This window comes from Flammeovirga sp. SJP92 (genome assembly GCF_001583495.1).
In the GTDB taxonomy this organism is placed as follows: Bacteria; Bacteroidota; Bacteroidia; order Cytophagales; family Flammeovirgaceae; genus Flammeovirga.
On record NZ_LQAQ01000015.1, the window covers coordinates 162,796 to 185,873 of the forward strand.

The window sequence follows — 23,078 nt, forward strand, 5'->3', positions numbered from 1 at the left end:
GAGTAAACAACTTTAGCTTACTTCAAAACTCCATATAGTATGATCGAACAATTAGAACAAACATTAGAGAAAGAAGATTTAGTAAGAATTTTCATAAAGGGTGGCATCTCATCTCCTGGTGATTTTCTTAAGATAATACAAGTTGCTGAAGAATTAGAAGTAGATCATATTCATTTTGGATCTCGACAAGATATTCTTTTTGCTCCACCAAAAATCAGTAGACCTAAATTAAAGGAAACTTTTGAGTCTATTAAAACCACTTTTGATTGTGATGGAGAGCAATTTCAAAATATTGTAACCTCTTACGTGGCTTTGGATGTTATTCCAAGTACACGCTGGTTAGCCGCTCATACGTATCATTATATTCTTGATACATTTGACTTCCAACCAAAATTAAAAGTTAACATTACTGACCCAGCACAAACAATGGTGCCATTGTTCACAGGTCATCTTAACTTTATCGCTTCTGAGAAAGAAGGGTATTGGTACTTATTTATACGTGAAGAAGAACATGCAGAGGTACTTTGGGAGTGTCCTAGTTTAATTTACAATTATGACATTGCTAAAGTTGTAAAAGCTTTTGAAGGACTTCATGCACCTGGCAAATCAATTAATAGTTCAAAAGTTTGGAAGACCATTGTCAGTACACTTGACATTAATACTATTGCTAAAAGTGAGTCCCTAGTTTTACCCACTGGACCGTTTCCTTATTATGAAGGAATGCATCGTATGTTGAGTGGTAAATATTGGTTAGGGCTATATTGGAGAAATAATAGTTTTGATATTCCATTCCTTAAAGAATTATGCGAAGTATGTCTTAAAACCAATATTGGTAAAATTACCATTACACCTTGGAAATCGTTCATTGTAAAAGGTATTGATAGTAAGCATATCATTATCTGGGAAAAGCTATTAGGAAAGTTTGGTATTAATGTTAGGCACTCATCTTTAGAGTTAAATTGGCATTTACCTGTGTTAGATAGAGAAGCCCTAGAGCTTAAAAAGTACTTAGTAAGAGCTTTAGATAAGCAAGATATTAGTACTTACGGTCTTACATTTACAATCAAGACAAAGCCTGTAATTCTTTTCACTTCGGTTGTTATTGAGAGTGTTCCTTCTTCTACAAGGGAAAATACCTATAATGTTCTTTACGCAAAAGATTTCAATTGTAATGAACCGAAGTACATTCCTTTTGTGAAAAGAATTCCAAAAGAAGCTATACCTCCTATTTTAATTGAATTGAGTCATCTTTATTATGAGAACCTAGATAATAGTAATTATGATGTGGATGAACCAAAGAAGAAGTTGGCCTCGACCACTGTAAGTGTATTCCAGTGTCAAAACTGTTTGAGTATCTATGATGAGAGCATGGGAATGCCTGAAGAAGGAATTCCTGAGAACACTAGGTTTGAATTCCTTCCAAGTTCATTCTGTTGCCCTACTTGTGAGGGACCTAAAGAAGACTTTGTCGAGATAGAAATGCCTCAGTCATAAAATGTAATCGCACTAAACTAAATACGAATAATTATATATGCAACGAAAAGCCTACAGTAATTGTAGGCTTTTTTATTGTTAAAATACTCTTACTAATTGCGTCTCTCACAAAACGATGAAGTAATATTTCTTCTGCAAGCTTAACCACCTAAACTATTAAAGGTAGAACGATGTAATGAATATACAAATTCAGTTTTGGTTTAATTGAAATCATAAAGCACATCCTATAATTCAGTAAAGTCATAAAAGCTAGGCATTAAAAAAGCCCACAATTAATGCGGGCTTTCTTATCGAAATATTCTAAATATTAATTTCCTTCATATAAAGTTGTCTCAGCAAATTTGAAGTCTGAAACATTTTGAGAATTATCTTTAAACTTAATAAAGACTCTCTTAATACCAGCTCCAGGCTCTAAGTTCCAAGTAAACTTCTCAGAATATGGTCTCCAAATACCTCCTTTAAAATCTTGCGAATTGGACACCATCATATAAACTGCTTCTCTCGCCTTTGTTGTGATATTAACCGTTGGAGAATCTACAGCTGTTTTTCCATTTTCAATTTTCACAAACATTGGAATTGGAGGTGTAGTATCTAAGATAATTTTGGTTTCTGTAATCATCGATTCATTACCTGCTTCATCTCTAAACTTCACATATACATATTTTTCTCCGTCAGTACTGTGCTTAATTACCCAATCTTTACTTGTTCCATAAGGTTCCCAATCGATTCTTGTTTTAAAGTATCTATCATTGGTCACTTTCATTTCAGTGGCACCTTCAGCAAAGATTTCTAACTGCACTCGACCTGTTTTATCATTAGTATATTCTTCTCCATTGTTGATAATCAACTTCTCATTTACTGGCTCTTGACGGTCCAGTAAGATACTTGCAGACACAGGAGAAGTTACGTTTTCTGCATCATCCTTGAATTTTGCATAAACTGTTTTCTCTCCATCTTCTTGTGCTTCCAAGTAATGATCGTAGATATAGTACTTAAATTTCTGCCATTCTGCACCTTCAAAGTCCTTATTGTTAGAGATCATCATTTTTGTAGCACCTCTCGCATTTAACTTCAATCTCACTCTAGCATCATAATCAGTACAGTATTTTTCACCTTGACCAATCAAGATTGAACCTTCTCTTGGAGCATCTGTATCTACACCTACCGAAACATAAGTCGGTCTAGAAATGTTTCCAACTTCATCTTTGAAAATTACATAAACGAATTTCAAACCATCACCTGGAGGGAATTTCCACTTTTTAGAAGTAGCATAATTTTCCCATTCAGCACCTTTGAAATCAGATCTTGAAGAAAGACGCATCGTTTTAGCTCCTTTTGCAGAAATATTCAGAGTTACCTCCTCCAAGTTAATCAACTTGTCTTGTGCCTCTACAATTTCAACATTTCCTTCAACTGGAGGTGTTCTATCCAAAGTGACATTTACAGAATATGTATCAGAAATATTTCCTGCTTCATCCATAAATCTTGTATAAATCTCCTTTACACCATCCTCACCTGGAAGTCTCCATGGAATATTATATTCAGAATAACCGATCCATCTAATTTTCTCGAAATTAGGGTGGTTACTGATCTGCATTTTTATTGCATCCTCAGCATTTACTCTTACTAATGCAATTGCATCAGGGTGGTTTACCACTCCTTCCTTATGATTTTTCACTACAATTGAGCAGTTAAATGGAGGCTTTGTATCAAGAATAATGTTATCTGAAACAGGCTCTGAAACATTTCCTGCCAAGTCTTTAAATCGAGCAAAAACAGTTTTTACTCCATCATTTCCATCTAGCTTCCATTTTCTGATCACATTGTAAGGTTCCCATTCAGAATCCAAAAATGTAGGATCATTACTTACCTGCATAAAATCAGCCTTTCTAGCAAAAAGCTTCAAATTCACATTTTTCTCTTTATCTATACTGTATTCCTTATTATTATCAATAGCTACTTTACCACCAACAGGTGCTTCAGTATCTATTAGAATTCTATCAAAAGCGACTTCAGATACGTTTTTAGCACGGTCCATAAATTTCACATAAACCGTTCTAATACCATCTTCTCCGCTTAAAAGTTTCCAATTTTTATGATCTTCTTTGTAAACCATCCATCGTGATCCAAAGAAAGTCTGCTGATTTGAAATCATCATAAAACGTGCATCATCTGCCTTGATTTTCAAATCAACTACATGCTTTATATCTTTTAATAGCTTTACGTTATTGGCTGTATCTTGAACAATACCTTCTGAATAAATATCAACTTTAGGATTTTGAGGAGGTGTTGCATCCAGCATTACCGATGAAGTATAAACTTCAGATTCATTCTTTGCTCTATCACGGAATTTAACATAGACTGTTTTTTCTCCGTCACCAATTGGAAAGTTCCATACTGGCACAATAGACGAATATGGAATCCACTCTGCATCACTGAAATCTTCCTTATTAGAAACCTTCATTTCTGAGGCTCCCTGAATAATCAACTGTAGTTTATGTCTTGCGTGATTATCGATAAATTTACGACCATCGTCAATAATCACTCTACCAAATCTTGGTGGTACTCTATCTACAATTGCTCTTGCTGAAACAATTTTGGAATAATTCCCTACTTCATCTCTAAAACGGGCATATACTACCTTTTCACCATCTCCAGGAGATAAAGTCCACTGCACTTCTTCTGCGTAATCAATCCATCCATCTCCTCCACGGATCTGAATATGAGAAGCTCCTTGAGCATAAAAATGTAATGTTACAACAGAGTCTTTCAAGAATTTTTCTCCGTCATTAATTTTCATCTTCCCTTCAGTTGGAGGAGTTGTATCTATAGTTATTTTAGCACTAATAATTTGAGTTTCATTACCAGCCACATCTCTATACTGAACAAAAACTTCCTTTTCACCATCAAGACCTGGAAGTTTATAATTGTCTACTCTTTGTTGATATGTTCCCCACTGTTTACCGATAAAATCAGGTCTATTAGCAATTCTCATCTGATAAGCATCTTCAGCTGACAAAAACAGAGAAACTGTACGTTTTTTGTTGTTTGTAAACAACAAACCTCCATTAATTGCTATTTCTGGATTTTGAGGAGGTGTTCTATCTAATTCAATAATAAGTGAAGCTACTTCAGATACATTACCTGAATCTTCATCTTTAAAAATGGCGTAAATAGTTTTCACTCCATCACCTTCACCTCTTCTGATTATTGAATAATCTGATTTCTCCCAATTTACTCTTTCCCAAACAACTCCTCTAAAACTCTCATCGCGACTTATTTTCATATGTGTCGCGTTTTGTGATTTTATTCTTAGCTGAACTCTTCCTTCAGGATCATTGGTCACCTCTAAACCACCATCGACAGAAATAGATCCAGAGACAGACTGCGACCAACAAATTTGAGTAATAAATAAAAATATACAACTTAGTAAAAAACTCTTCATAGAAGCTCTATTATGGGGATGTAAGTGCTACGACACTCATCAAAAATCTCTCTATATACCTTATTAACGACTATAAAATTAATATATTTCGTCAATAGGTAATGATTAATCAAAGAACATACCAAGTATGTTAATCACCTTTATCACAAACTGTTTTTTAAAGTGATTAAATCTAACATATATTTTATGTGTTATAAAAAAAAGAATATAACAAAAAAAACGTATTTTTACTTTTAGAAGTGAAATAAAAATAATAAATATCAAAGTATGGCTAAACAGCGTTTTGATGCTTTAAAAGTGGTTGAACTAAGACAACCTATAAATGTTACCCCACCAAGCGAAAAAGTTTCAGACTATTTCGGTATAAATACTTTTGGTTTACATGTCATGAAAGAACAACTTTCGACTGACATCTATACCAGATTACAAAATGCTATCCATAAAGGAGAACAAATTGATGAAAATGTTGCTGACGCTGTAGCGACATCACTAAAAGCATGGGCTATCTCCAAAGGAGTAACCCATTATACACACTGGTTCCAACCTCTTACGGGATCTACAGCAGAAAAACATGATGCCTTTTTTGAAATGACCAACGATGGCACAGCTATCGAACGTTTCAAAGGAAGTGCATTGGTGAGACAAGAACCTGATGCTTCTTCCTTCCCAAGTGGAGGACTGAGACAAACTTTTGAAGCAAGAGGCTATACTGCATGGGACCCTACCTCACCTGCTTTTATCATTGAAAGCGGCAAAGGTAAAACGTTATGTATCCCTACTGTTTTTGTATCTTATACAGGTGAATCACTTGACAATAAAGCTCCCCTATTAAAGGCTTTGGAGCAAATTGACAAAACTGCTACTGCTGTATGTCAGATTTTTGATAGAAGTATAGAAAAAGTTCAAGCTACTTTAGGCACTGAACAGGAGTTTTTCTTGATTGATAAAGCGTTAGCTGATGCTAGACCTGATATTTTATTGACAGGAAAAACTTTATTTGGTAGAACTCCTCCAAAAGGACAGCAATTAGATGACCACTACTTTGGTGCAATTCCTTCTAGGGTTTCAAGATTTCTTCAGGCCTTAGAAATTGAAGCTTACAAGTTAGGTATTCCAATCAAAACACGCCACAATGAGGTTGCTCCTAGTCAATTTGAGGTTGCACCGATTTTTGAAGAAGTGAATGTCGCCAATGACCATAATCAATTATTGATGGATTTGATGAGAAAAGTAGCTTCTCGTCATAATTTCAGAGTATTATTTCATGAAAAGCCATTTGAAGGGTTAAATGGAAGTGGAAAACACAATAACTGGTCATTACTGACAGATAAAGGTAAAAACCTATTACAACCTAGTACTAAAGCGAAGGAAAATTTAATCTTTATCACATTCTTTATCAACATTTTAAAAGCTGTTTATGATAATGCAGATCTTTTAAGAGCTTCGATTGCATCCGCTAGTAATGATTATCGTTTAGGTGCTAATGAAGCTCCACCTCCAATTATTTCTGCATTTATTGGTACACAGTTATACAATGTATTGACTGAGTTAGAAAATAATGGTGATATTAAGGTAAAGAAAGGAGATAATATCTATATGAAATTAGGTATCAATAAAATACCTCCAATTCTTTTAGATAATACAGACCGAAACAGAACTTCTCCTTTTGCTTTTACCGGAAATAAATTTGAATTTAGAGCTGTAGGTTCTAATGCAAATAATGCTAGAGCAATGACTGTTTTGAATGTGGCTGTAGCCAATCAATTGGAGCTCTTCAAACGTGAAGTTGACAAGCTGATTGAGCAAGACGAAAAGAAAGAAGTTGCAATTATTGACATTCTTAGATCTTATATCCCTTCACTTAAAAAGGTTGTATTTGAAGGTAATGGCTATGGTGAAGAATGGGTACAGGAAGCAAAAAGAAGAGGTCTTTCTAACTTTAGAGATACCCCAAGAGCTTTACAAGTACTGAAAAAAGCTGCTACTTCCCGCCTATTTAAGAGAATGAAAATCATGACTCAAGCTGAGCTTTTTGCCCGTCATGAAATTCGTTTAGAAAATTATACTAGAAAGATGCAAATCGAATCTAGAGTAATGGCTGATCTTGCTTTGAATCATATTTGTCCAACTGCAATTCGATATCAAAATATGTTGATTGACAATGTAAAAGGTTTAAGGGATATTGGACTTGAAGATGAGACAGAAGAAATCATGAACTCCATCCGAAAAGTATCTAAACACCTTACTCAAGTAAAAAAACTGAGTCATGAGATGACACAGGAACGTAAGCGAATCAATGCAATTGAAAGTACTGAGGAGAAAGCGATTGCTTACTGTGATGAAATCAAGGAGAAATATTTTGAGGAATTGAGATGGCATGTCGACAAATTGGAAACAATGATTGACGACGAAATGTGGCCATTACCAAAATACAGGGAGTTATTATTTTTAAGATAATACCAACTACACAACAAAAAAGCGGAATACCTCAAAATGAAGTATTCCGCTTTTTACTTATAAACTTTTCTAGCTTAGATTAAATCATAACCCATTTCTGTTGCTACAATTTTCTCTACTAGTGCTCTTACATTATCATTAGAGATCTTTTCGATAACGTCACCAGCAAAAGCATAGATTAACAAACCTCTAGCTTTGTCTTCTGGAATACCCCTAGCTCTTAAATAGAACATTGGCTCTTCATCAAGAGCACCTACTGTACATCCATGAGAGCAAGAAACATCATCAGCCCAGATTTCTAACTGTGGTTTTGTATCCACAACTGCATCTTGAGATAATAAAATATTTTTGTTCGATTGGAATGCGTTTGTTTTTTGAGCATCCTCTCTTACAAAGATTTTACCGTTGAAAACACCTTTTGATTTTTCTGACAAAATACCTTTATATAATTCATTACTGTATGAATTTGGCATTTTATGGTCTACCATTGTATGGTTATCTACCAAAGTTTTACCTTTCACTAGATATAAACCTGTCATTAAACCTTCACAGTGCTCACCTAAAGCAATATTCAAGTTGTTTCTTACAATATGACCACCAGTGGTGATAGTAATATTATGGTAAACACTATTGTCAGCTTGTTGTGCTTCAGAAAGTGTCACTAAAGAAGTATTCTCAACCTCATCCTGAAGTTTTAAATGACTCAAGTTAGCTCTTTCTGCAACATTAACTTCAGCAACACTATTGATCAACACTGAATCACCATTGATTACAGCATTTCTTTCAATGATACTTGCTTGAGCACCTTCTTCAAGAATTGCCAAAACTCTTGGCTGAACAACAATATTATCACCTGAAACAACATTCAAGAACATTAAAGGTGTTTCAGACAATGCATTTCTTTTTGCATAAACAAAACCACCTTCAACTACTGAAGCTGTATTCACACCTACGAAAGGCAAAGAGTTATCGGCATATTTACCTAAGTGGGCTAACACTAAGTCTTGATGCTTTTCAATTGCTTCACTTAAAGGTGCTACGATTACTTTTTCTGTTGATGTAAAAGATGACAATGAAGCATTATAAACACCGTTTACAAATACCATTACATCAGTACCTTCAATCAAATACTCTTGAATATCTGATGCGGTAACATTTACGTCATTAGAAAAAGAATAAGTATTGCTTACTAACTTTTTGATGTTAGTGTACTTCCATTCTTCATGTTGAATAGAAGGAAAATCTGAAGATGCAAAAGTTTCAGCCGCTTCAGTTCTTAGTTGAACCAAAGCAGGAACTTTTTCAATTGTATCTTCAATATATGACAGTGCATTATTTTTTAATGCAGCATTTTCAATTACTATACTCATCTTTCTAAAGGGGATTAGTTTTGACCTTCCACTTCTTGGATGATCCAATCGTAACCTTTCTCTTCTAATTCAAGAGCAAGTTCTTTCGTACCTGATTTCACAATTTTTCCTTTGTATAATACGTGTACAAAATCAGGAACAATATAATCTAGTAATCTTTGGTAGTGAGTTACTACAACAAATGAGCGGTTGCCATCACGTAAAGTATTCACACCATTTGCTACAATTCTTAACGCGTCAATATCCAAACCTGAATCAGTCTCGTCAAGGATTGCTAACTTAGGATCAAGCATTGCCATATGGAAAATCTCGTTTCTTTTCTTCTCACCACCAGAGAAACCTTCATTTAAAGATCTACCCATTAATGATTTATCAATAGAAACGATTTGCATCTTCTCTTTCATTTCTTTCATGAAGTTGGCTGCATTATAAGGTTCTTCACCTCTTGCTTTTCTCACTTCATTTACGGCTGTTCTCAAGAAGTTAGTATTACTAACACCAGGGATTTCTACTGGATATTGAAATGCTAAGAAAAGTCCTTTCTGTGCTCTTACTTCAGGTGCCATTTCTAACAAATCCTCACCATCAAAATCAACCTCACCACCTTCTACTTCGTAATCCTCTCTACCGGCTAAAACAGAAGCTAAAGTACTTTTTCCAGAACCGTTAGGTCCCATGATCGCATGTACTTCGCCTGGTTTAATCTCTAAATTAATCCCTTTAAGAATCTCTTTGTCTTCAATCGAAGATTTCAGATCGTTGATCTTCAACATATTTCTTTATGATTTTATTAATCGAAAATTTGTTTACTATAACTACCGATAGTATACTATTGTTTTTACTTATAAAAGTAGTAGCTTAATTCGGCTTGCAAATTTATTTAGAATTTTTTTAAATAGGAACATATTTACGAATTATCCTGCTACTTTTGCATAAATTTTTTCATGAAAAAAGGTAACGCCACAGACATTACCTTTAGTCCTGTAAATATGAAAATGAAAAAAATTTAAATCAAACCAAATGTGACGAGAACTTTTGCAATGATCGGAATCATTTTAGTTTTCATCAGCGGTACAAAGTTAATATTTTTCGTCTAATTTGAAGATTTTTATCATCATTTTAAGTTTATTTACAATTATATTTAGACATTTAATCATAAAATTATGCTTTCAATTGGAGATAACTACGTTACAAACTTTAGTTTTACTCAGGAGCAAGTGAATGCCTTTGCAGAATTAACAGGAGACACCAACCCTATTCACATTGATGAAGAGTTTGCTTCAAAGACTCCTTTCAAGAAACCAATCATGCACGGTTTTCTGTCTGCTAGTATTTTTTCTAGGGTTTTGGGAACTGAATTCCCTGGCAATGGGTCAGTTTATTTATCCCAGCAAATGGATTTTCTTAGACCTATGTTCGTAGAAGAAGAATATGAAGCAAGTTTTGAAATCACAGACATTGATACTAGAAGAAAAACAGCTATCATAAAAACTATAATTACCTCTATTGCAAATAAAAAAGTATTAGTAAAAGGTGAAGCTAAAATCATGCATAAGGAACTGATTGCATAACCAACCCCTTATCTTATTGTTTTTCCTTTGACTAGAACTTTCGAATAAATATTACTCTTTATTAAAATTTTTCATTCAATTTTTTTCGACTATGCCTAAAATTAACAAATTTAGAAATACCACTCTTTATGGGATATTCAATTATAAAGGATACCTGTTAAAGCAACTAGCACTGGATTTAATATGGATAACTATTCCAACAACAATATTATGTGCCATTCATGAGTTCAAACATTTTGATATTGGTATGAACTTCTCACTTCCGGGATTAATGGGTGCCATCTTAGGTATTTTATTAGTATTCAGAAATAATACTGCATATGACCGATGGTGGGAAGCACGAAAAGTACTTGGCGGATTAGTGAATACATCCAGAAATTATGCACTTCAAGTACATTCAATGTTGAGTGATAGTGATGAAAAGAAAGACCTAATGAAATTGATCGCTTCTTTTCCATATGTTTTGAAGGAACATTTGAGAGACGGTGTTGTTTTTAGTGAGATTGAATTTGTAGGTGAAAAATTATTGAATGAATTAAAGAGATGGGATCATGTTCCTAATGCAGTGAATTCATATATTCAAGAGAAACTAAAAATCGCTCTTAATAGAGGTGACATCACAGATTTTCAATTCTTAAAATTAATTGAAAATAGTGACGAACTGATTGACATAATGGGTAAATGTGAGAGAATTAAAAACACTCCAATGCCTGAGTCACATACTTTTTTATTAAGACTTTATATTTGGGTATATGCTATTATTATTCCATTTGGTTTAATAGATACATTAGGTTGGTGGACCATTCTTGCAGTAGTAATGGTTTATTATGTTGCAATGAGTATTGTAACAATATCGGAGGAAATTGAAGAGCCATTTGGCACTGACCCTAATGACTTACCAACAGATAAGATTGCTCAAAATATTTATAATAATATTCAGGAAATTCAATTCAAATCAACTGAATATTCAACGTACAATCCATAATGGTAAAAATATATCACCTATCCACTTGCTCAACTTGCAAAAGAATTATTGAGGAGATTGGAAAAGAAAAATTTGATGTTTATCAAGATATCAAAACAGAAAAAATCACTGAAGAGCAAATTGAAGAGATGCAGGCCTTAACAGGATCATATGAGGCTCTTTTCAGTAGAAGATCTAGACAGTTCAGACCTATGGGACTGCATGAAAAGGATTTATCTGAGAATGATTATAAATCGTTAATACTTCAAGAGTATTCTTTTTTAAAAAGACCTGTTATTATTGCAAATAATAAGATCTTTGTAGGTAATAGTAAAAAAGAAGTAGAAAAAGCAAAAGAAGCTTTAGTGTAATGGGAAGAATTTTGGCAATTGATTATGGTACAAAAAGAACTGGATTTGCAGTCACTGATCCACTTAAGATCATCGCATCTTCATTAGAAACAGTTCAAACCAATGTGGCAATGCAATACATCAAAGATTATATCAATAAAGAAGATGTAGAGTGTTTTGTAATGGGACTGCCTGTTGGGCTTGATGGAAAAGAAACAGACAATACTAAGCCTGCTCAATCTTTTGCCAACAAACTAAAAAAGAACTTCCCTGATAAAATGGTGCATTTTGTAGACGAACGTTTTACTTCCAAAATGGCTGAAGCGTCAATGATTGCTGGCGGTATGAAAAAGAAAGACCGTAGAGTCAAAGGAAACGTAGACAAAATTAGCGCTGCTATTATCTTGCAATCTTATTTAGAACAAAATAGCATTTAGAAAATTTAGATAAGTATATGATTTATCCTGTTGTCGCTTTTGGCGACCCTGTATTAAGAAAAGTTGCTAAGGATTTTAGTGAAGAAGAATTAAAAGAAGTCGGAACGCTTGTTACTGACATGTTCGACACTATGGAAGGAGCTCATGGCGTAGGTCTTGCAGGTCCTCAAATTGGCAAAGCAAAAAGAATCTTTGTGATTGATTCCAACTTAATGATTGATGAAGAGTCAGAAGAAAAAGGTTATAGAGGGGCCTTTATCAATGCTGAAATCATTGAGGAATGGGGAGATGAATTCACTATGGAAGAAGGATGTTTAAGTATTCCAGGTATCAACGGTGACGTTACTAGACCTTCTAGTTTAAAAATCAAATACCTTGATGAAGAACTTAACGAAAAAGAAGAAGAGTTCTCTGGAATGACAGCAAGAGTTATTCAACATGAATACGATCACATTGAAGGTATATTATTCACAGATTACCTTACTCCTATCAAAAAAAGGTTAATCAAAAATAAGCTAAATAATATATCAAAAGGGAAAGCTCAGCACAGCTATAGAATGAAATTCCCTAAAAAATAATTAACTTTCAGCCACTCAATTATGAGTGGCTTTTTTTACGCAAAGATTTTTTAAATGATGAAAAGACTAATAAATGCATTCCTAATTTTATTTCTCCTCAGCTGTTCCTCCGATGCTATCAATTGGACTACTCCAAATAGTCTGGACGACGATTTTATGAACCAAATCAACAAACATAGAGCGTCAGTTGATTTACCTGAACTAGAATTTAACCCCATCTTCTTTGAGCAAGCCAAAAGGTTTGCTGCTCAAATTGCTGACAATCCGCATATGAGAGAACAACTTACTAGAGAAGAAGAGCAAAATGGCAACTATAGTAAAGCTATCATAGCTCAAACAGGAGCCAATAGTGTGAGTGGATGTACTGGCTTTAGTGCCGCTATCAATCTTGACCCTACTACTGGTGTAGTGGAAGCAATGATAAGAAATTCATGTAAAAATGTAATCGAAAGTAGAAATGCTAACACAATTGGTGGGGCTGTATTTCAAAATTCCAATACTGGTGATTATTTTTACGTAACTTTTATTGGTAGAATATAGCATGAAGCATCAAGAGAACTTTAAAATTGCCATGGTTCAACACAATATAGATTGGATGAACCCTACTTCAAATTTTGCTACACTAGAGGAGAAGTTATGGCAAATTGATGATAAAGATATAGATTTAGTGGTTTTCCCTGAACTATTCACAACGGGATTCCATCAAACTGCAGCAGACCTTGCAGAACCTATTGGTCTTACTACTACAAAATGGCTCTTACAGCAATCAAAAAGAATGAATGCCGCCATGATAGGCAGTTACCCTGTAAGACAAGACCGTAAAGTTTTTAACCGACTTTTATTTGTAAAGCCGGATGGAACTTTCTCCCATTATGACAAAAGGCACCTTTTCAGAATGGCTTCTGAACACATGACATTCACAGCAGGTAATTTCCAAGTTGTGGAAGAGTGGAAAGGTTGGAGAATCAACCCTATTATTTGTTATGACTTACGATTCCCTTTGTGGTGCAGAAACACCAATAATGATTATGATATATTGTTGTGCATAGCGAATTGGCCAAAACCTAGAATAGCTGCATGGCACACACTTTTAGCGGCAAGAGCTATTGAAAACCTAAGTTACACTGTTGGTGTAAATAGAACTGGCACTGACCCAAATGAAGTGATCTACAATGGTAATTCTGCGGTTTACAATCCGAAAGGAGAACTCTCAAATGAACTCAGTGATGAAGATGACATTCAAATTGTCACTTTAAATTTCCAAAATGTACAGTCACTAAGAGAAAAGTTTCCAACTCATTTGGATGCAGACCATTTTAATTTACATTTATAGACTTACTGAATGGATTTCATTCTCCTTCATTTAATTATCAGTTCCGTTGGGGTAATACTGATGAGAAATGGTGCATTAATGCTATCAAAAGGTGCCACGGCACTATCAACAAAGTCTCAATTTTCAGGACTGCGAGTTGGGCTTACAATTGTTGCACTCGGTACTTCAATACCTGAAGTTGCAGTATCATTAATTTCCACATTCAAAAATGAAGAAACCCTAGCATTCGGCACTTTAATCGGAAGTAATACATTTAATATAATTTTTGGCCTAGGTCTTACAACCTTTTTTATAAATATCAGGGTATTTGCAAAGAGTATCTGGAGAGATCTGCTCTTTGCAATATTAGGAGGAATTCTACTTTTTATTCTTTTAAATAAGCAGTTGATCTTTAACATTGGAGCGAATTATCTCACTAAGACCGATTCCTTAATTCTTCTTTTCTGTTTTTTACTATACTATTTACTTATTTTCACTAATAAAAAGTCAAGAAGAGAAATATCACTCCTAAATGCACAGAAGCATTCTTCTTTCCATGATTCAAATAAACAGGCTATAATAAGGAATATTGTAGTGGGTATATTAATCATCTGTGTTGGAGCTTATATTGTTGTCATTGAGGCTTTGTTATTGAGTTCTACAACTGTTCTAACATCAAGATTCATTGGTGTAAGTATAATGTCTATTTGCACCTCTTTACCCGAAATAACAACAACACTTGTTGCAATGAAAAGAAGACGTCAAGATATTGCATTAGGTAATATTATGGGCTCTTACATCATCAATTTCTTATTTACCCCTTGCCTATTAACAATTAAGGGTGAAGCCTTTTACGACTACACCCTTAACTATGATTTAATATTTTCAATATTAATCTGTATTCTTTGCGTTACATTAGTTTTATCAAGCAGATATTATATTCTTAATAAAATTACCTCGATTACGTTAATTACACTTGGAATACTCTACTACATTACAACCTACCTAAGAGGATAGATCATAATACTATTTTCTTCTTTTCTTACGACGTTTCTTGCTTTTAGATGAAGAAGAAGAACCACTATTAGATGTTGTTGTTGTCGCTGTATTCGAAGGCAACTTCACATTCTTAAAGCTATCAGGATATTTCGCCTTTATCTCTCTCATGTTGACTTTACCTTTTGACAAAACATTCAAAGTATTTATGATAACGTCATCTTCTATTTGGTTATTAACCTGTGCAGAATAGAAAGATTTCATCAATTTCACAATCTTTGAAAAAGCTAACTCCACATCATCCTTAGTTTCCAATGCTAAAGCATTCTGAACCATAGCCTCCAGATTTTTACCAAAGTGCTTAAAGCGAATATTACTTTGGGTATATTCTACTCTCCTTGGCTTACTAAACATCATATTTTCCTTTGGAGCGGGATAGGGAGAATCAATATCTAATTTAAAATCAGACATCACTTGAAGGTGATCCCAGATTCTTTGTTGGCTATCATTCAATTGCTTTTGAATAGGATGAAGTTGCTTCATCAAAGCAATCAAAGTATATGCATATTGCGTCCTTAAAGACTTATCTTCCAAAGAAGAAATAAATTGAACCAAACCTTCAATATTTCTTCCATACTCTTTCAGAATAATATCTGATCTACTGGTATTATAACTATGTTCGTCGCGCATATTCTTTATTCAACTGAGTGGCTTATTCATCCACTCAGTATATTATTATTTATTCTACAGTTACTGACTTCGCCAAGTTTCTTGGTTGATCAACATTACACCCTCTCATTACCGCAATATGGTAAGAAAGCAATTGTAATGGAATACAAGAAATCATAGGCATCAGTACTTCATGTGTATCAGGCACTTCAATTACATGATCAACCATACTTGGGATCAATGCATCACCTTCTGTTACAACAGCAATTACACGTCCGCTTCTTGCCTTCACTTCTTGTAAGTTAGAAACAACTTTATCATACGAACTATCTCTAGTAGCGATGACAACTACTGGCATTTCTTCGTCAATTAATGCAATAGGACCATGCTTCATTTCTGCTGCTGGATAACCTTCTGCATGAATATATGAAATCTCTTTTAACTTAAGAGCTCCTTCTAATGCCACAGGGAAATTAAACCCTCTACCTAAATATAAGAAGTTTCTAGCATCTTTGTATAATGCAGACATTTCTTTTACGGAATCATTCACCTGTAAAACCTTCTCAATTTTAGATGGGATACTTTCAAACTCTACTAATAAGTCATGTAACTGAGCCTCTGTTAGTGAACCCTTTTCTTTCGCTAACATTAAAGCCATTGTTGTAAGCACTGTCAATTGAGCAGTAAAAGCTTTTGTACTTGCCACTCCAATCTCTGGACCAGCATGCGTATAAGCTCCTTCATGTGAGTTTCTTGCAATTGAAGACCCCACCACATTACATACACCAATTACTGTCGCTCCTTTTGACTCTGCTAAAGACATTGCAGCCAAAGTATCTGCCGTTTCTCCAGATTGAGAAATAGCAATCATTACATCACCTTTCCCAATAATTGGATTTCTATATCTAAACTCAGAAGCATACTCTACCTCTACAGGAATACGTACCAATTCTTCTATAATATATTCTGCAACTAAACCTGCATGCCACGATGTACCACAAGCAACAATTACAATTCGGTTAGCATTAAGTAAATCGTCAAAATGATTAAAAATACCACCTAACTTTACGTAATTTTCCTTTGCTATAACTCTACCTCTTAAGCAATCTGCAACTGATTTCGGCTGTTCCATGATCTCTTTCATCATAAAGTGATCATATCCACCTTTTTCAATGGCTTCTAGTTCAAGTTCTAATGTTTGAAGGTAAGGAGTTTGCACAACATTCTTAATATCAGTAATGGTCATATTACCGTCTTTAAGAAGAACAACTTCCTCATCTTTTATATAAACCACATTTTTAGTATACTCTACAATTGGCGTAGCATCAGAAGCTAAGAAAAACTCATTTTCTCCAACTCCAATCACCAAAGGACTACCTTTACGAGCAGCAACTAATTGACCAGGGTTATCTTTACTTGTTATTACAATAGCATAAGCTCCTACAACCTCATTTAAAGCAATACGAACTGCTCTATCAAGCTCACAATTGTTATCTTTTTGTACCTGCTCAATAAAATGTATAAAAACCTCAGTGTCAGTCTCAGATTGAAAAACATGACCCTTTTCTATCAACTGAGCTTTTAAAACTTCGTAATTTTCAATGATACCATTATGAACCATTGCTAATTTTCCATCAGAAGAATAATGAGGATGAGCATTAACATCATTTGGAGCACCATGAGTTGCCCAACGTGTATGTCCGATACCTGTTGAACCTTTAGTATCTTGTCCCTTCAATTCATTTTTTAAGTCAGCAACTTTACCTTTACACTTAAAAACTTTTATGTTTGAATCTTCAACAAGAGATACACCGGCGCTATCATATCCACGATATTCAAGTCGTTCTAAGCCTTTAATTAGAATGTCTAGTGCATTTCTATGTCCTACATAACCGACAATTCCGCACATGATGTAATAATAAATTTAGTGAATAATAATTAACACCCTATTTACAGTTATAAGTAGGGTCATTAAATACAGCATAGTAAACAATCAACCTCATTTTCATTGGCTGTCCATTTAATGGATGCAAAAGATCATTTTTATCTCCAGCAAAAACCAATTTTCGAATAGAAGATGATTGTTGATTAGGTAATAAAACAAGACCATCATCATCGAGTGGCAATCCTTCTGCCTCTCTAAATGTTCTTTCTTGTAAGTATTGAGCTAATTTAGCCCAAGTATATGTTTGTGTGTTTGAATTATATGAAATTTGATGATCTCCTGAAGAAGGGAACTGTGCTTGTAGTAATCTGTATTGAGATGACTCACTACTAATGGTTTGAAGTGTTCCATCTTCATTCATAAAACCAAAATACAAGCCAGATGGGGGCGGTAAGTTTGATGCAGGGTAAATTTTGTAGCCTTCATCTGTAGGTCCGACAGCAGTTACTGCCAAATCCGCCTTATTGATATGAACTTCTCTTAAAGTTCCATCTTCTTTTTTCATTAAATTTATTAGTGATGGAAACTTAATACGAGCTACCATACCAGTTCCTTCAAAAACAAAACCTAGGTTATTTGAATCTTCAGACTTAACTACATCACCGACTTTAATATTCTCTGTCAAAGTTCCTGGTGTGTAATTGATATTATTGAATCTTTGATTAAAACCGAAATAATACACATCTCTCAAAGTATCTTCTTCAGATTCCCCAAAATAGTGCATATTCATGGTCACTACTGTACCGAAGTTTTCTAAGCTATACTTACCTGCCCAAGCTGGAGACTGAGAATCTTTCACTTTTATTGCTAAACCTTTTATAGTCTTTGCAAACTCCTCTTGATTTGCGTATTCAGCTCCTTCAATGATTTTCACACCAAACAGACTGTCCAATTTTATATCAACAGTATCAGTAGTGATATCTGACACTTTGAATGTTCTCGTACCAATTGGAGTATCTGCATATTTCACTTCATCTGTTGAATAATAATCAGCTGAATCTCCTTGAATATCTTCAATCAATTCATAGACTTCTAAAGTCAACTCCTGTGTTGTATCTCCGTAAAGTGATGTTTTTTCAAGTGCAAGTGACAATGAGATAGAATCAAGCGTTCTATCATCAAAATTTACAGCTTCTTCAGAACCAATACTTAATTGTGTATAGGTTGTAGTTCTAGTTTGACCAATCTCTTCACCTTCATCTACATAACCCACTAAAAAATAAGCTCCATTTTTAGTAAACAATGAATCTCTATAATGTGTTTCTATTTCAATATCAAAAGTATCAGCATAACACATCACTGTTGCATCATCAATTAGGTCACCTCCAATTATAATTGTTTGTAGATCCGTACGCTCACAAGCAAAGCAAAAAATGATTACGAAGAATGAAATTGCTCTAGTGTATAAATTTCTTATATTCATCTGGAAAATTATCAGTTAAAAAGCGGGAAATTACAATCCCTCTTTTTCCATGACAATGGATTGTTTAAAATGGTTGAAAACCTAATAAAAAATACGTGAGGACAAAAATTGCAAATATTCTTATAGCACACAAACAAAAAAGGTAGTCGATGTAAAAACGACTACCTTTTTTATATAAAAATACTTAAAAAGCTTACTTTATTCAGCTAATCCAGTATAAATATCATAATAAGACTCTGCATATTCTTCACCTTCTGGTTCAGTTTCTGTCAGTTTTTCTCCATATGAAGAAAGCACCTCTACAACTGAATCATCAATAGCAGGACTACCTTTAGTGACTTTATCTGCGTATTCAGAACCAATTTTAATAAAGCTATTGTAATCTGCAGTTGATAGATCTGATAACATTGAATCATCAATATCTAACATCTTTACTTTATTTGTCAATTGCTCATGATCAAACTTGTGATCAAATTGCGTATTGTAAACTGTAAATACAGTCTTCGCATTTTTGAACATTGGATCATTTTTGTAAGATGTTTTCAAGTATAAAGGAATAAAACTTGTAAACCAATCATTACAGTGAACTACATCTGGAGCCCAGCCTAACTTCTTTACTGTCTCAATTACTCCTTTACAGAAGAAGACAGCTCTATCATCATTATCAGAGAAGAACTCATCGCTCTTTTTGTCTCTGAATACTGATTTTCTATGGAAATAATCTTCGTTATCTATGAAGTATACTTGTAATTTAGCACTCTGTATAGAAGCAACTTTAATTGTAAGTGGCTTTTCGTCCTCACCTACGGCAATGTTCATTCCCGAAAGTCTCACTACCTCATGCAATCTGTTCTTACGCTCATTGATCAATCCAAATCTTGGAACCATAATTCTGATTTCCATTCCTCTTTCTTGCATCGATTGAGGAAGCTTTCTCACGTAATCCGCAACCTCTGATGTTTTTAAAAATGGATTTATCTCACTTGAGACATAAAGAATTTTTAATTTCGACATATTCTACCGTATTTACACCTTTTCTACGCAAAAGTACGGAAGAACTTACTTAAATTCAACATAAATATATTAAACTAAGGTAAATAGTTACAGTTACTTAGTAATTTATTTTCAAAAAATCAACCCCTAAAATGAACGTTTTTAACAAAGTTAGTACCTTAAAAGAATTTGTCAATAATTGCAAATTTTCAAAAAAAACGATCGGTTTTGTACCTACTATGGGTGCATTGCATGAAGGGCACCTAACATTAATTCGTCAATCAAAAAAAGAAAATGACATTACAATCTGCAGTATTTTCGTAAACCCTACGCAGTTTAATAATGCCATTGACCTTAAACATTATCCTGTAAAACACACTGAAGATAAGGCACTTTTGGAAAGTGTTGGGTGTGATATATTGTTTTTACCCGCTGTTGAGGAAATGTACCCTTCAGGATTAGACAATAAAAACCTGGTAGGTTTTGAGTTCGGTGATATCGAGAAACAATTGGAAGGAGCCTTTAGACCTGGGCACTTTAATGGTGTAGGTATTGTTGTCAGCAAGCTTTTTCATATGGTTAACCCTGATAAAGCTTACTTCGGACTAAAAGACTTACAACAGTTTCTGATCATACGAAAAATGACACTAGAACTTTCTTTTGGTATAGAAATCATTGGAGTTCCAACGGTAAGAGAAGAGGATGGTTTAGCCATGTCTTCAAGGAACTTAAGATTAACCTCTGAAGAAAGAGAAAAAGGACCTTTTATTTATGAAGTGATTAGTGAAATGAAAAATAAACTTGATCACTCTCAATCCCCTAAAGAAGTTCTTGACTGGGGAATTCAGAAGTTCCAGAAGAATACTTCATTCCATCTGGAATATCTAGAAATTGTAAATACGATTGATTTAAAACCTGTTGATCCTTACAATATTCCAGGATCTTATGCTATTGTAATAGCTGCACACTTAGGAAAAGTAAGGCTTATTGACAATTTATTAATTGAATAGATTAATAAGGAAATAAAAAAGGCTTGAAATCAGAATTGATTTCAAGCCTTTTTTATTTTCCAGGAAGACTATTTTGAGATCTTCTCTGCATATTTCACAGCCTCATAAAGGTTCACTACACCACCTGTTACTGATAATGTACCAAACTTCACTTTTTCAGGCTCTTGACCTTCTTCTAAGTCACCATAACCTGGCTTATACACTTCCTTATTTTTTAAAGGAGTTACTGTTTTCATCAAGATTTTCTTTACTTGATAAGCCGATAAATTAGGGTAGTAAGACATTAAAACGGCAGCACAACCAGCTACTACTGGACATGCCATACTTGTACCATTTAATGCTTGATACTCAGAACCTGGCACAGTAGAATAGATATTGTAACCTGGAGCAAATAAGTCAACATTCTTCTTTGCATAATTAGAGAAAGTTGCAGGCAACTCCTCATCAATATGCCAAGTAGATGCTCCTACTTCAATCCAGTTACGAGCTGTACCACCTTTATCATATTTATCTTTAGGGAAGTTTCTTTCAACGTCAGTGTTTTTATTATCATTTCCTGCCGCGTGTACCAAAAGAACTCCTTTAGAATCTGCATATTTGACTGCCGCATCTACTTCTGCTTTATATGGAGAGAATGGCTTTCCAAAACTCATATTAATAATTTTAGCACCATTATCAACCGCATAGCGAATTGAGTTAGCAACATCCTTATCTCTTTCATCACCATTAGGAACTGTTCTAACAACCATGATCTCAACATTATCAGCTACACCTTCAATACCAAGATTATTTCCTCTTTCAGCTCCAATAATACCAGCTACGTGAGTTCCATGTAAAGCATCAGGACCTACTACCTTATTGTTTCCGTAGTATCTTTCTTTTTTGTCCTCAATATTATCACCTACAATCTCTCTAGAATTAAAATCTGGATTGTAGTTATAATCAACTTGACTTTTGAAATAATCAATACCATCTTGAATTCTACCCTCTGTAACGCCTCTGCTCATCATCTTTGTTACCACTTCTCTCATCCCAAGAAGTACTTGATCTTCAGTTTCCAAAGTTTCTAAAGCACCGAGAAGCTCCTCTTCAGATTCAAGGTCGAAATAAGCTACAAATAAAGCTTTACCTCTTTTATATTGATGCAATAGCATCTCATAATATTCAAGGTTTTCATTTGCCTCAACTTCACCACTTTCAAAAGATTCTTTTACTTCTAACCAAAGTTTGAATTCTTTTTTATCTGCTTTTGAGATCTCTTCTTCAGCTTTACCGTCAAACTTTTTACTTAAAGTCCCATACAGCCTAGCCACCTCAAGGTTTTCCTCATTTACAAATGAACCATCTTTACCACCAATGAAGTTCCAGCCATTGATATCATCAACATATCCATTTTTATCATCATCTTGACCGTTGCCTGCCACTTCTTTAGGGTTTACCCAAATAACAGACTTAAGATCTTCATGATCAATATCAATACCACTATCAATCACTGCAACAACGACCTTTTTACTTTTCTTTCCTTTCAGAACTTCTTTGTAAGCTCTTTCTGTTCCTACACCATAAACACTGTCAGTTGAATAATCTAAATTGAACCAATTTTCTGGTGCTCCTTTTAATGGGTCTTGAGCTGATGCGACATTTGTCACTCCCAACTGTGCTGTAAACGCACTTGCAATTAGGATTGCTTTTAAAGTATTTCTCATTTAATTTAAATACTAATGAATATAAAATGAAAGTTTAATGATTCTTCTTTGGCCATAAAGATGAGTATATTTCACGAAGGAGCAACACTAACCCTATAACTATCAAAGCAGAGAGTAAATCTCCAAATTGAACCCCTATGAGATCAAAAAGGCTTCGCAATGTAACAAAAAGTGTTGCGAATATAAAACCAAACCCTAAATCAATAAACATCTTTTGCTTATCAGTGAATTCAGGAAGGTTCTTTTTCTTACACAATGGACACTTTGACTTATCAAGTCGAAGTCCATATAAAAAAATGTGTTGCCACTTGTATTTATTACAAGTGACAACATTTCTTGATTTATGAAACCCTTTTCG

19 protein-coding genes are annotated in these 23,078 nt (G+C 34.2%); 11 read left to right on the top strand and 8 right to left on the bottom strand.

Going from position 1 to position 23,078, the window contains the following annotated elements; all coding sequences use genetic code 11:
• The first annotated feature begins 39 nt into the window (after positions 1-39).
• Positions 40-1,494, top strand: coding sequence for a rubredoxin (locus AVL50_RS02010; protein WP_062614806.1), 1,455 nt, complete (start codon positions 40-42; stop codon positions 1,492-1,494).
• A 307-nt stretch (positions 1,495-1,801) separates the two neighbouring features.
• Here AVL50_RS02010 and AVL50_RS02015 read toward each other — a convergent pair whose 3' ends face one another.
• On the bottom strand, positions 1,802-4,939 hold the full coding sequence (locus AVL50_RS02015) for a hypothetical protein (RefSeq protein ID WP_062614807.1): 3,138 nt from the start codon (positions 4,937-4,939) through the stop codon (positions 1,802-1,804).
• A gap of 267 nt (positions 4,940-5,206) precedes the next feature.
• On the opposite strand from AVL50_RS02015, the gene AVL50_RS02020 reads away from it, so the two are divergent.
• Positions 5,207-7,396 carry a glutamine synthetase III gene (locus AVL50_RS02020; protein WP_062614808.1) on the top strand — a complete coding sequence of 730 codons (2,190 nt, stop codon included), beginning with the start codon at positions 5,207-5,209 and terminating at the stop codon, positions 7,394-7,396.
• 74 nt (positions 7,397-7,470) lie between these two features.
• Here AVL50_RS02020 and sufD read toward each other — a convergent pair whose 3' ends face one another.
• A complete protein-coding gene (gene sufD, locus AVL50_RS02025; RefSeq protein WP_062614809.1) occupies positions 7,471-8,766 on the bottom strand; it encodes a Fe-S cluster assembly protein SufD in 1,296 nt (431 codons plus the stop codon).
• A 14-nt stretch (positions 8,767-8,780) separates the two neighbouring features.
• Entirely contained in the window at positions 8,781-9,539 is a 759-nt protein-coding gene (gene sufC, locus AVL50_RS02030; RefSeq protein ID WP_062614810.1) for a Fe-S cluster assembly ATPase SufC, read from the bottom strand.
• Between the two features lie 390 nt (positions 9,540-9,929).
• Between sufC and AVL50_RS02035 the strand changes: the two genes are divergently transcribed.
• The 8 genes from AVL50_RS02035 (at position 9,930) to AVL50_RS02070 (ending at position 14,995) form a co-directional block, all read left to right on the top strand.
• Positions 9,930-10,337, top strand: coding sequence for a MaoC family dehydratase (locus tag AVL50_RS02035; RefSeq protein ID WP_062614811.1), 408 nt, complete (start codon positions 9,930-9,932; stop codon positions 10,335-10,337).
• A 91-nt stretch (positions 10,338-10,428) separates the two neighbouring features.
• A complete protein-coding gene (locus AVL50_RS02040) occupies positions 10,429-11,322 on the top strand; it encodes a bestrophin family protein (protein ID WP_062614812.1) in 894 nt (297 codons plus the stop codon).
• The gene (locus AVL50_RS02045) at positions 11,322-11,672 is read left to right on the top strand and encodes an arsenate reductase family protein (RefSeq protein ID WP_062614813.1); all 351 of its coding nucleotides are present in this window, start codon (positions 11,322-11,324) and stop codon (positions 11,670-11,672) included. The genes AVL50_RS02040 and AVL50_RS02045 overlap by 1 nt, the downstream gene beginning before the upstream one ends.
• Positions 11,672-12,088: a Holliday junction resolvase RuvX gene (gene ruvX, locus AVL50_RS02050; RefSeq protein WP_062614814.1), complete on the top strand. Its 417-nt coding sequence runs from the start codon at positions 11,672-11,674 to the stop codon at positions 12,086-12,088. Before AVL50_RS02045 ends, ruvX begins: the two co-directional genes overlap by 1 nt.
• A 17-nt stretch (positions 12,089-12,105) precedes the next feature.
• A complete protein-coding gene (def, locus tag AVL50_RS02055; RefSeq protein ID WP_062614815.1) occupies positions 12,106-12,666 on the top strand; it encodes a peptide deformylase in 561 nt (186 codons plus the stop codon).
• Positions 12,667-12,720: 54 nt separating this feature from the next.
• Positions 12,721-13,206, top strand: a complete 486-nt coding sequence (locus AVL50_RS02060) for a hypothetical protein (RefSeq protein WP_157491107.1) — start codon at positions 12,721-12,723, stop codon at positions 13,204-13,206.
• A 1-nt stretch (position 13,207) separates the two neighbouring features.
• Positions 13,208-13,999 carry an amidohydrolase gene (locus tag AVL50_RS02065; protein ID WP_063850509.1) on the top strand — a complete coding sequence of 264 codons (792 nt, stop codon included), beginning with the start codon at positions 13,208-13,210 and terminating at the stop codon, positions 13,997-13,999.
• A 9-nt stretch (positions 14,000-14,008) separates the two neighbouring features.
• Positions 14,009-14,995, top strand: coding sequence for a sodium:calcium antiporter (locus tag AVL50_RS02070; RefSeq protein WP_062614817.1), 987 nt, complete (start codon positions 14,009-14,011; stop codon positions 14,993-14,995).
• Positions 14,996-15,004: 9 nt separating this feature from the next.
• Here the strand turns inward: AVL50_RS02070 and AVL50_RS02075 are convergent, their stop codons facing one another.
• The 4 genes from AVL50_RS02075 to AVL50_RS02090 form a co-directional block, all read right to left on the bottom strand.
• Positions 15,005-15,664: a DUF4290 domain-containing protein gene (locus AVL50_RS02075; protein ID WP_062614818.1), complete on the bottom strand. Its 660-nt coding sequence runs from the start codon at positions 15,662-15,664 to the stop codon at positions 15,005-15,007.
• A gap of 49 nt (positions 15,665-15,713) precedes the next feature.
• The gene (gene glmS, locus AVL50_RS02080) at positions 15,714-17,552 is read right to left on the bottom strand and encodes a glutamine--fructose-6-phosphate transaminase (isomerizing) (RefSeq protein WP_062614819.1); all 1,839 of its coding nucleotides are present in this window, start codon (positions 17,550-17,552) and stop codon (positions 15,714-15,716) included.
• A gap of 37 nt (positions 17,553-17,589) precedes the next feature.
• On the bottom strand, positions 17,590-19,011 hold the full coding sequence (locus AVL50_RS02085; RefSeq protein WP_062614820.1) for a DUF4270 family protein: 1,422 nt from the start codon (positions 19,009-19,011) through the stop codon (positions 17,590-17,592).
• A 198-nt stretch (positions 19,012-19,209) separates the two neighbouring features.
• The gene (locus AVL50_RS02090; protein WP_062614821.1) at positions 19,210-20,025 is read right to left on the bottom strand and encodes a glycogen/starch synthase; all 816 of its coding nucleotides are present in this window, start codon (positions 20,023-20,025) and stop codon (positions 19,210-19,212) included.
• 131 nt (positions 20,026-20,156) lie between these two features.
• Between AVL50_RS02090 and panC the strand changes: the two genes are divergently transcribed.
• Complete coding sequence (gene panC / locus AVL50_RS02095) at positions 20,157-21,014, top strand: pantoate--beta-alanine ligase (RefSeq protein WP_062614822.1); 858 nt, start codon at positions 20,157-20,159, stop codon at positions 21,012-21,014.
• Positions 21,015-21,082: 68 nt separating this feature from the next.
• Here panC and AVL50_RS02100 read toward each other — a convergent pair whose 3' ends face one another.
• On the bottom strand, positions 21,083-22,720 hold the full coding sequence (locus AVL50_RS02100) for a S8 family peptidase (RefSeq protein WP_062614823.1): 1,638 nt from the start codon (positions 22,718-22,720) through the stop codon (positions 21,083-21,085).
• Positions 22,721-23,078: the final 358 nt, after the last annotated feature.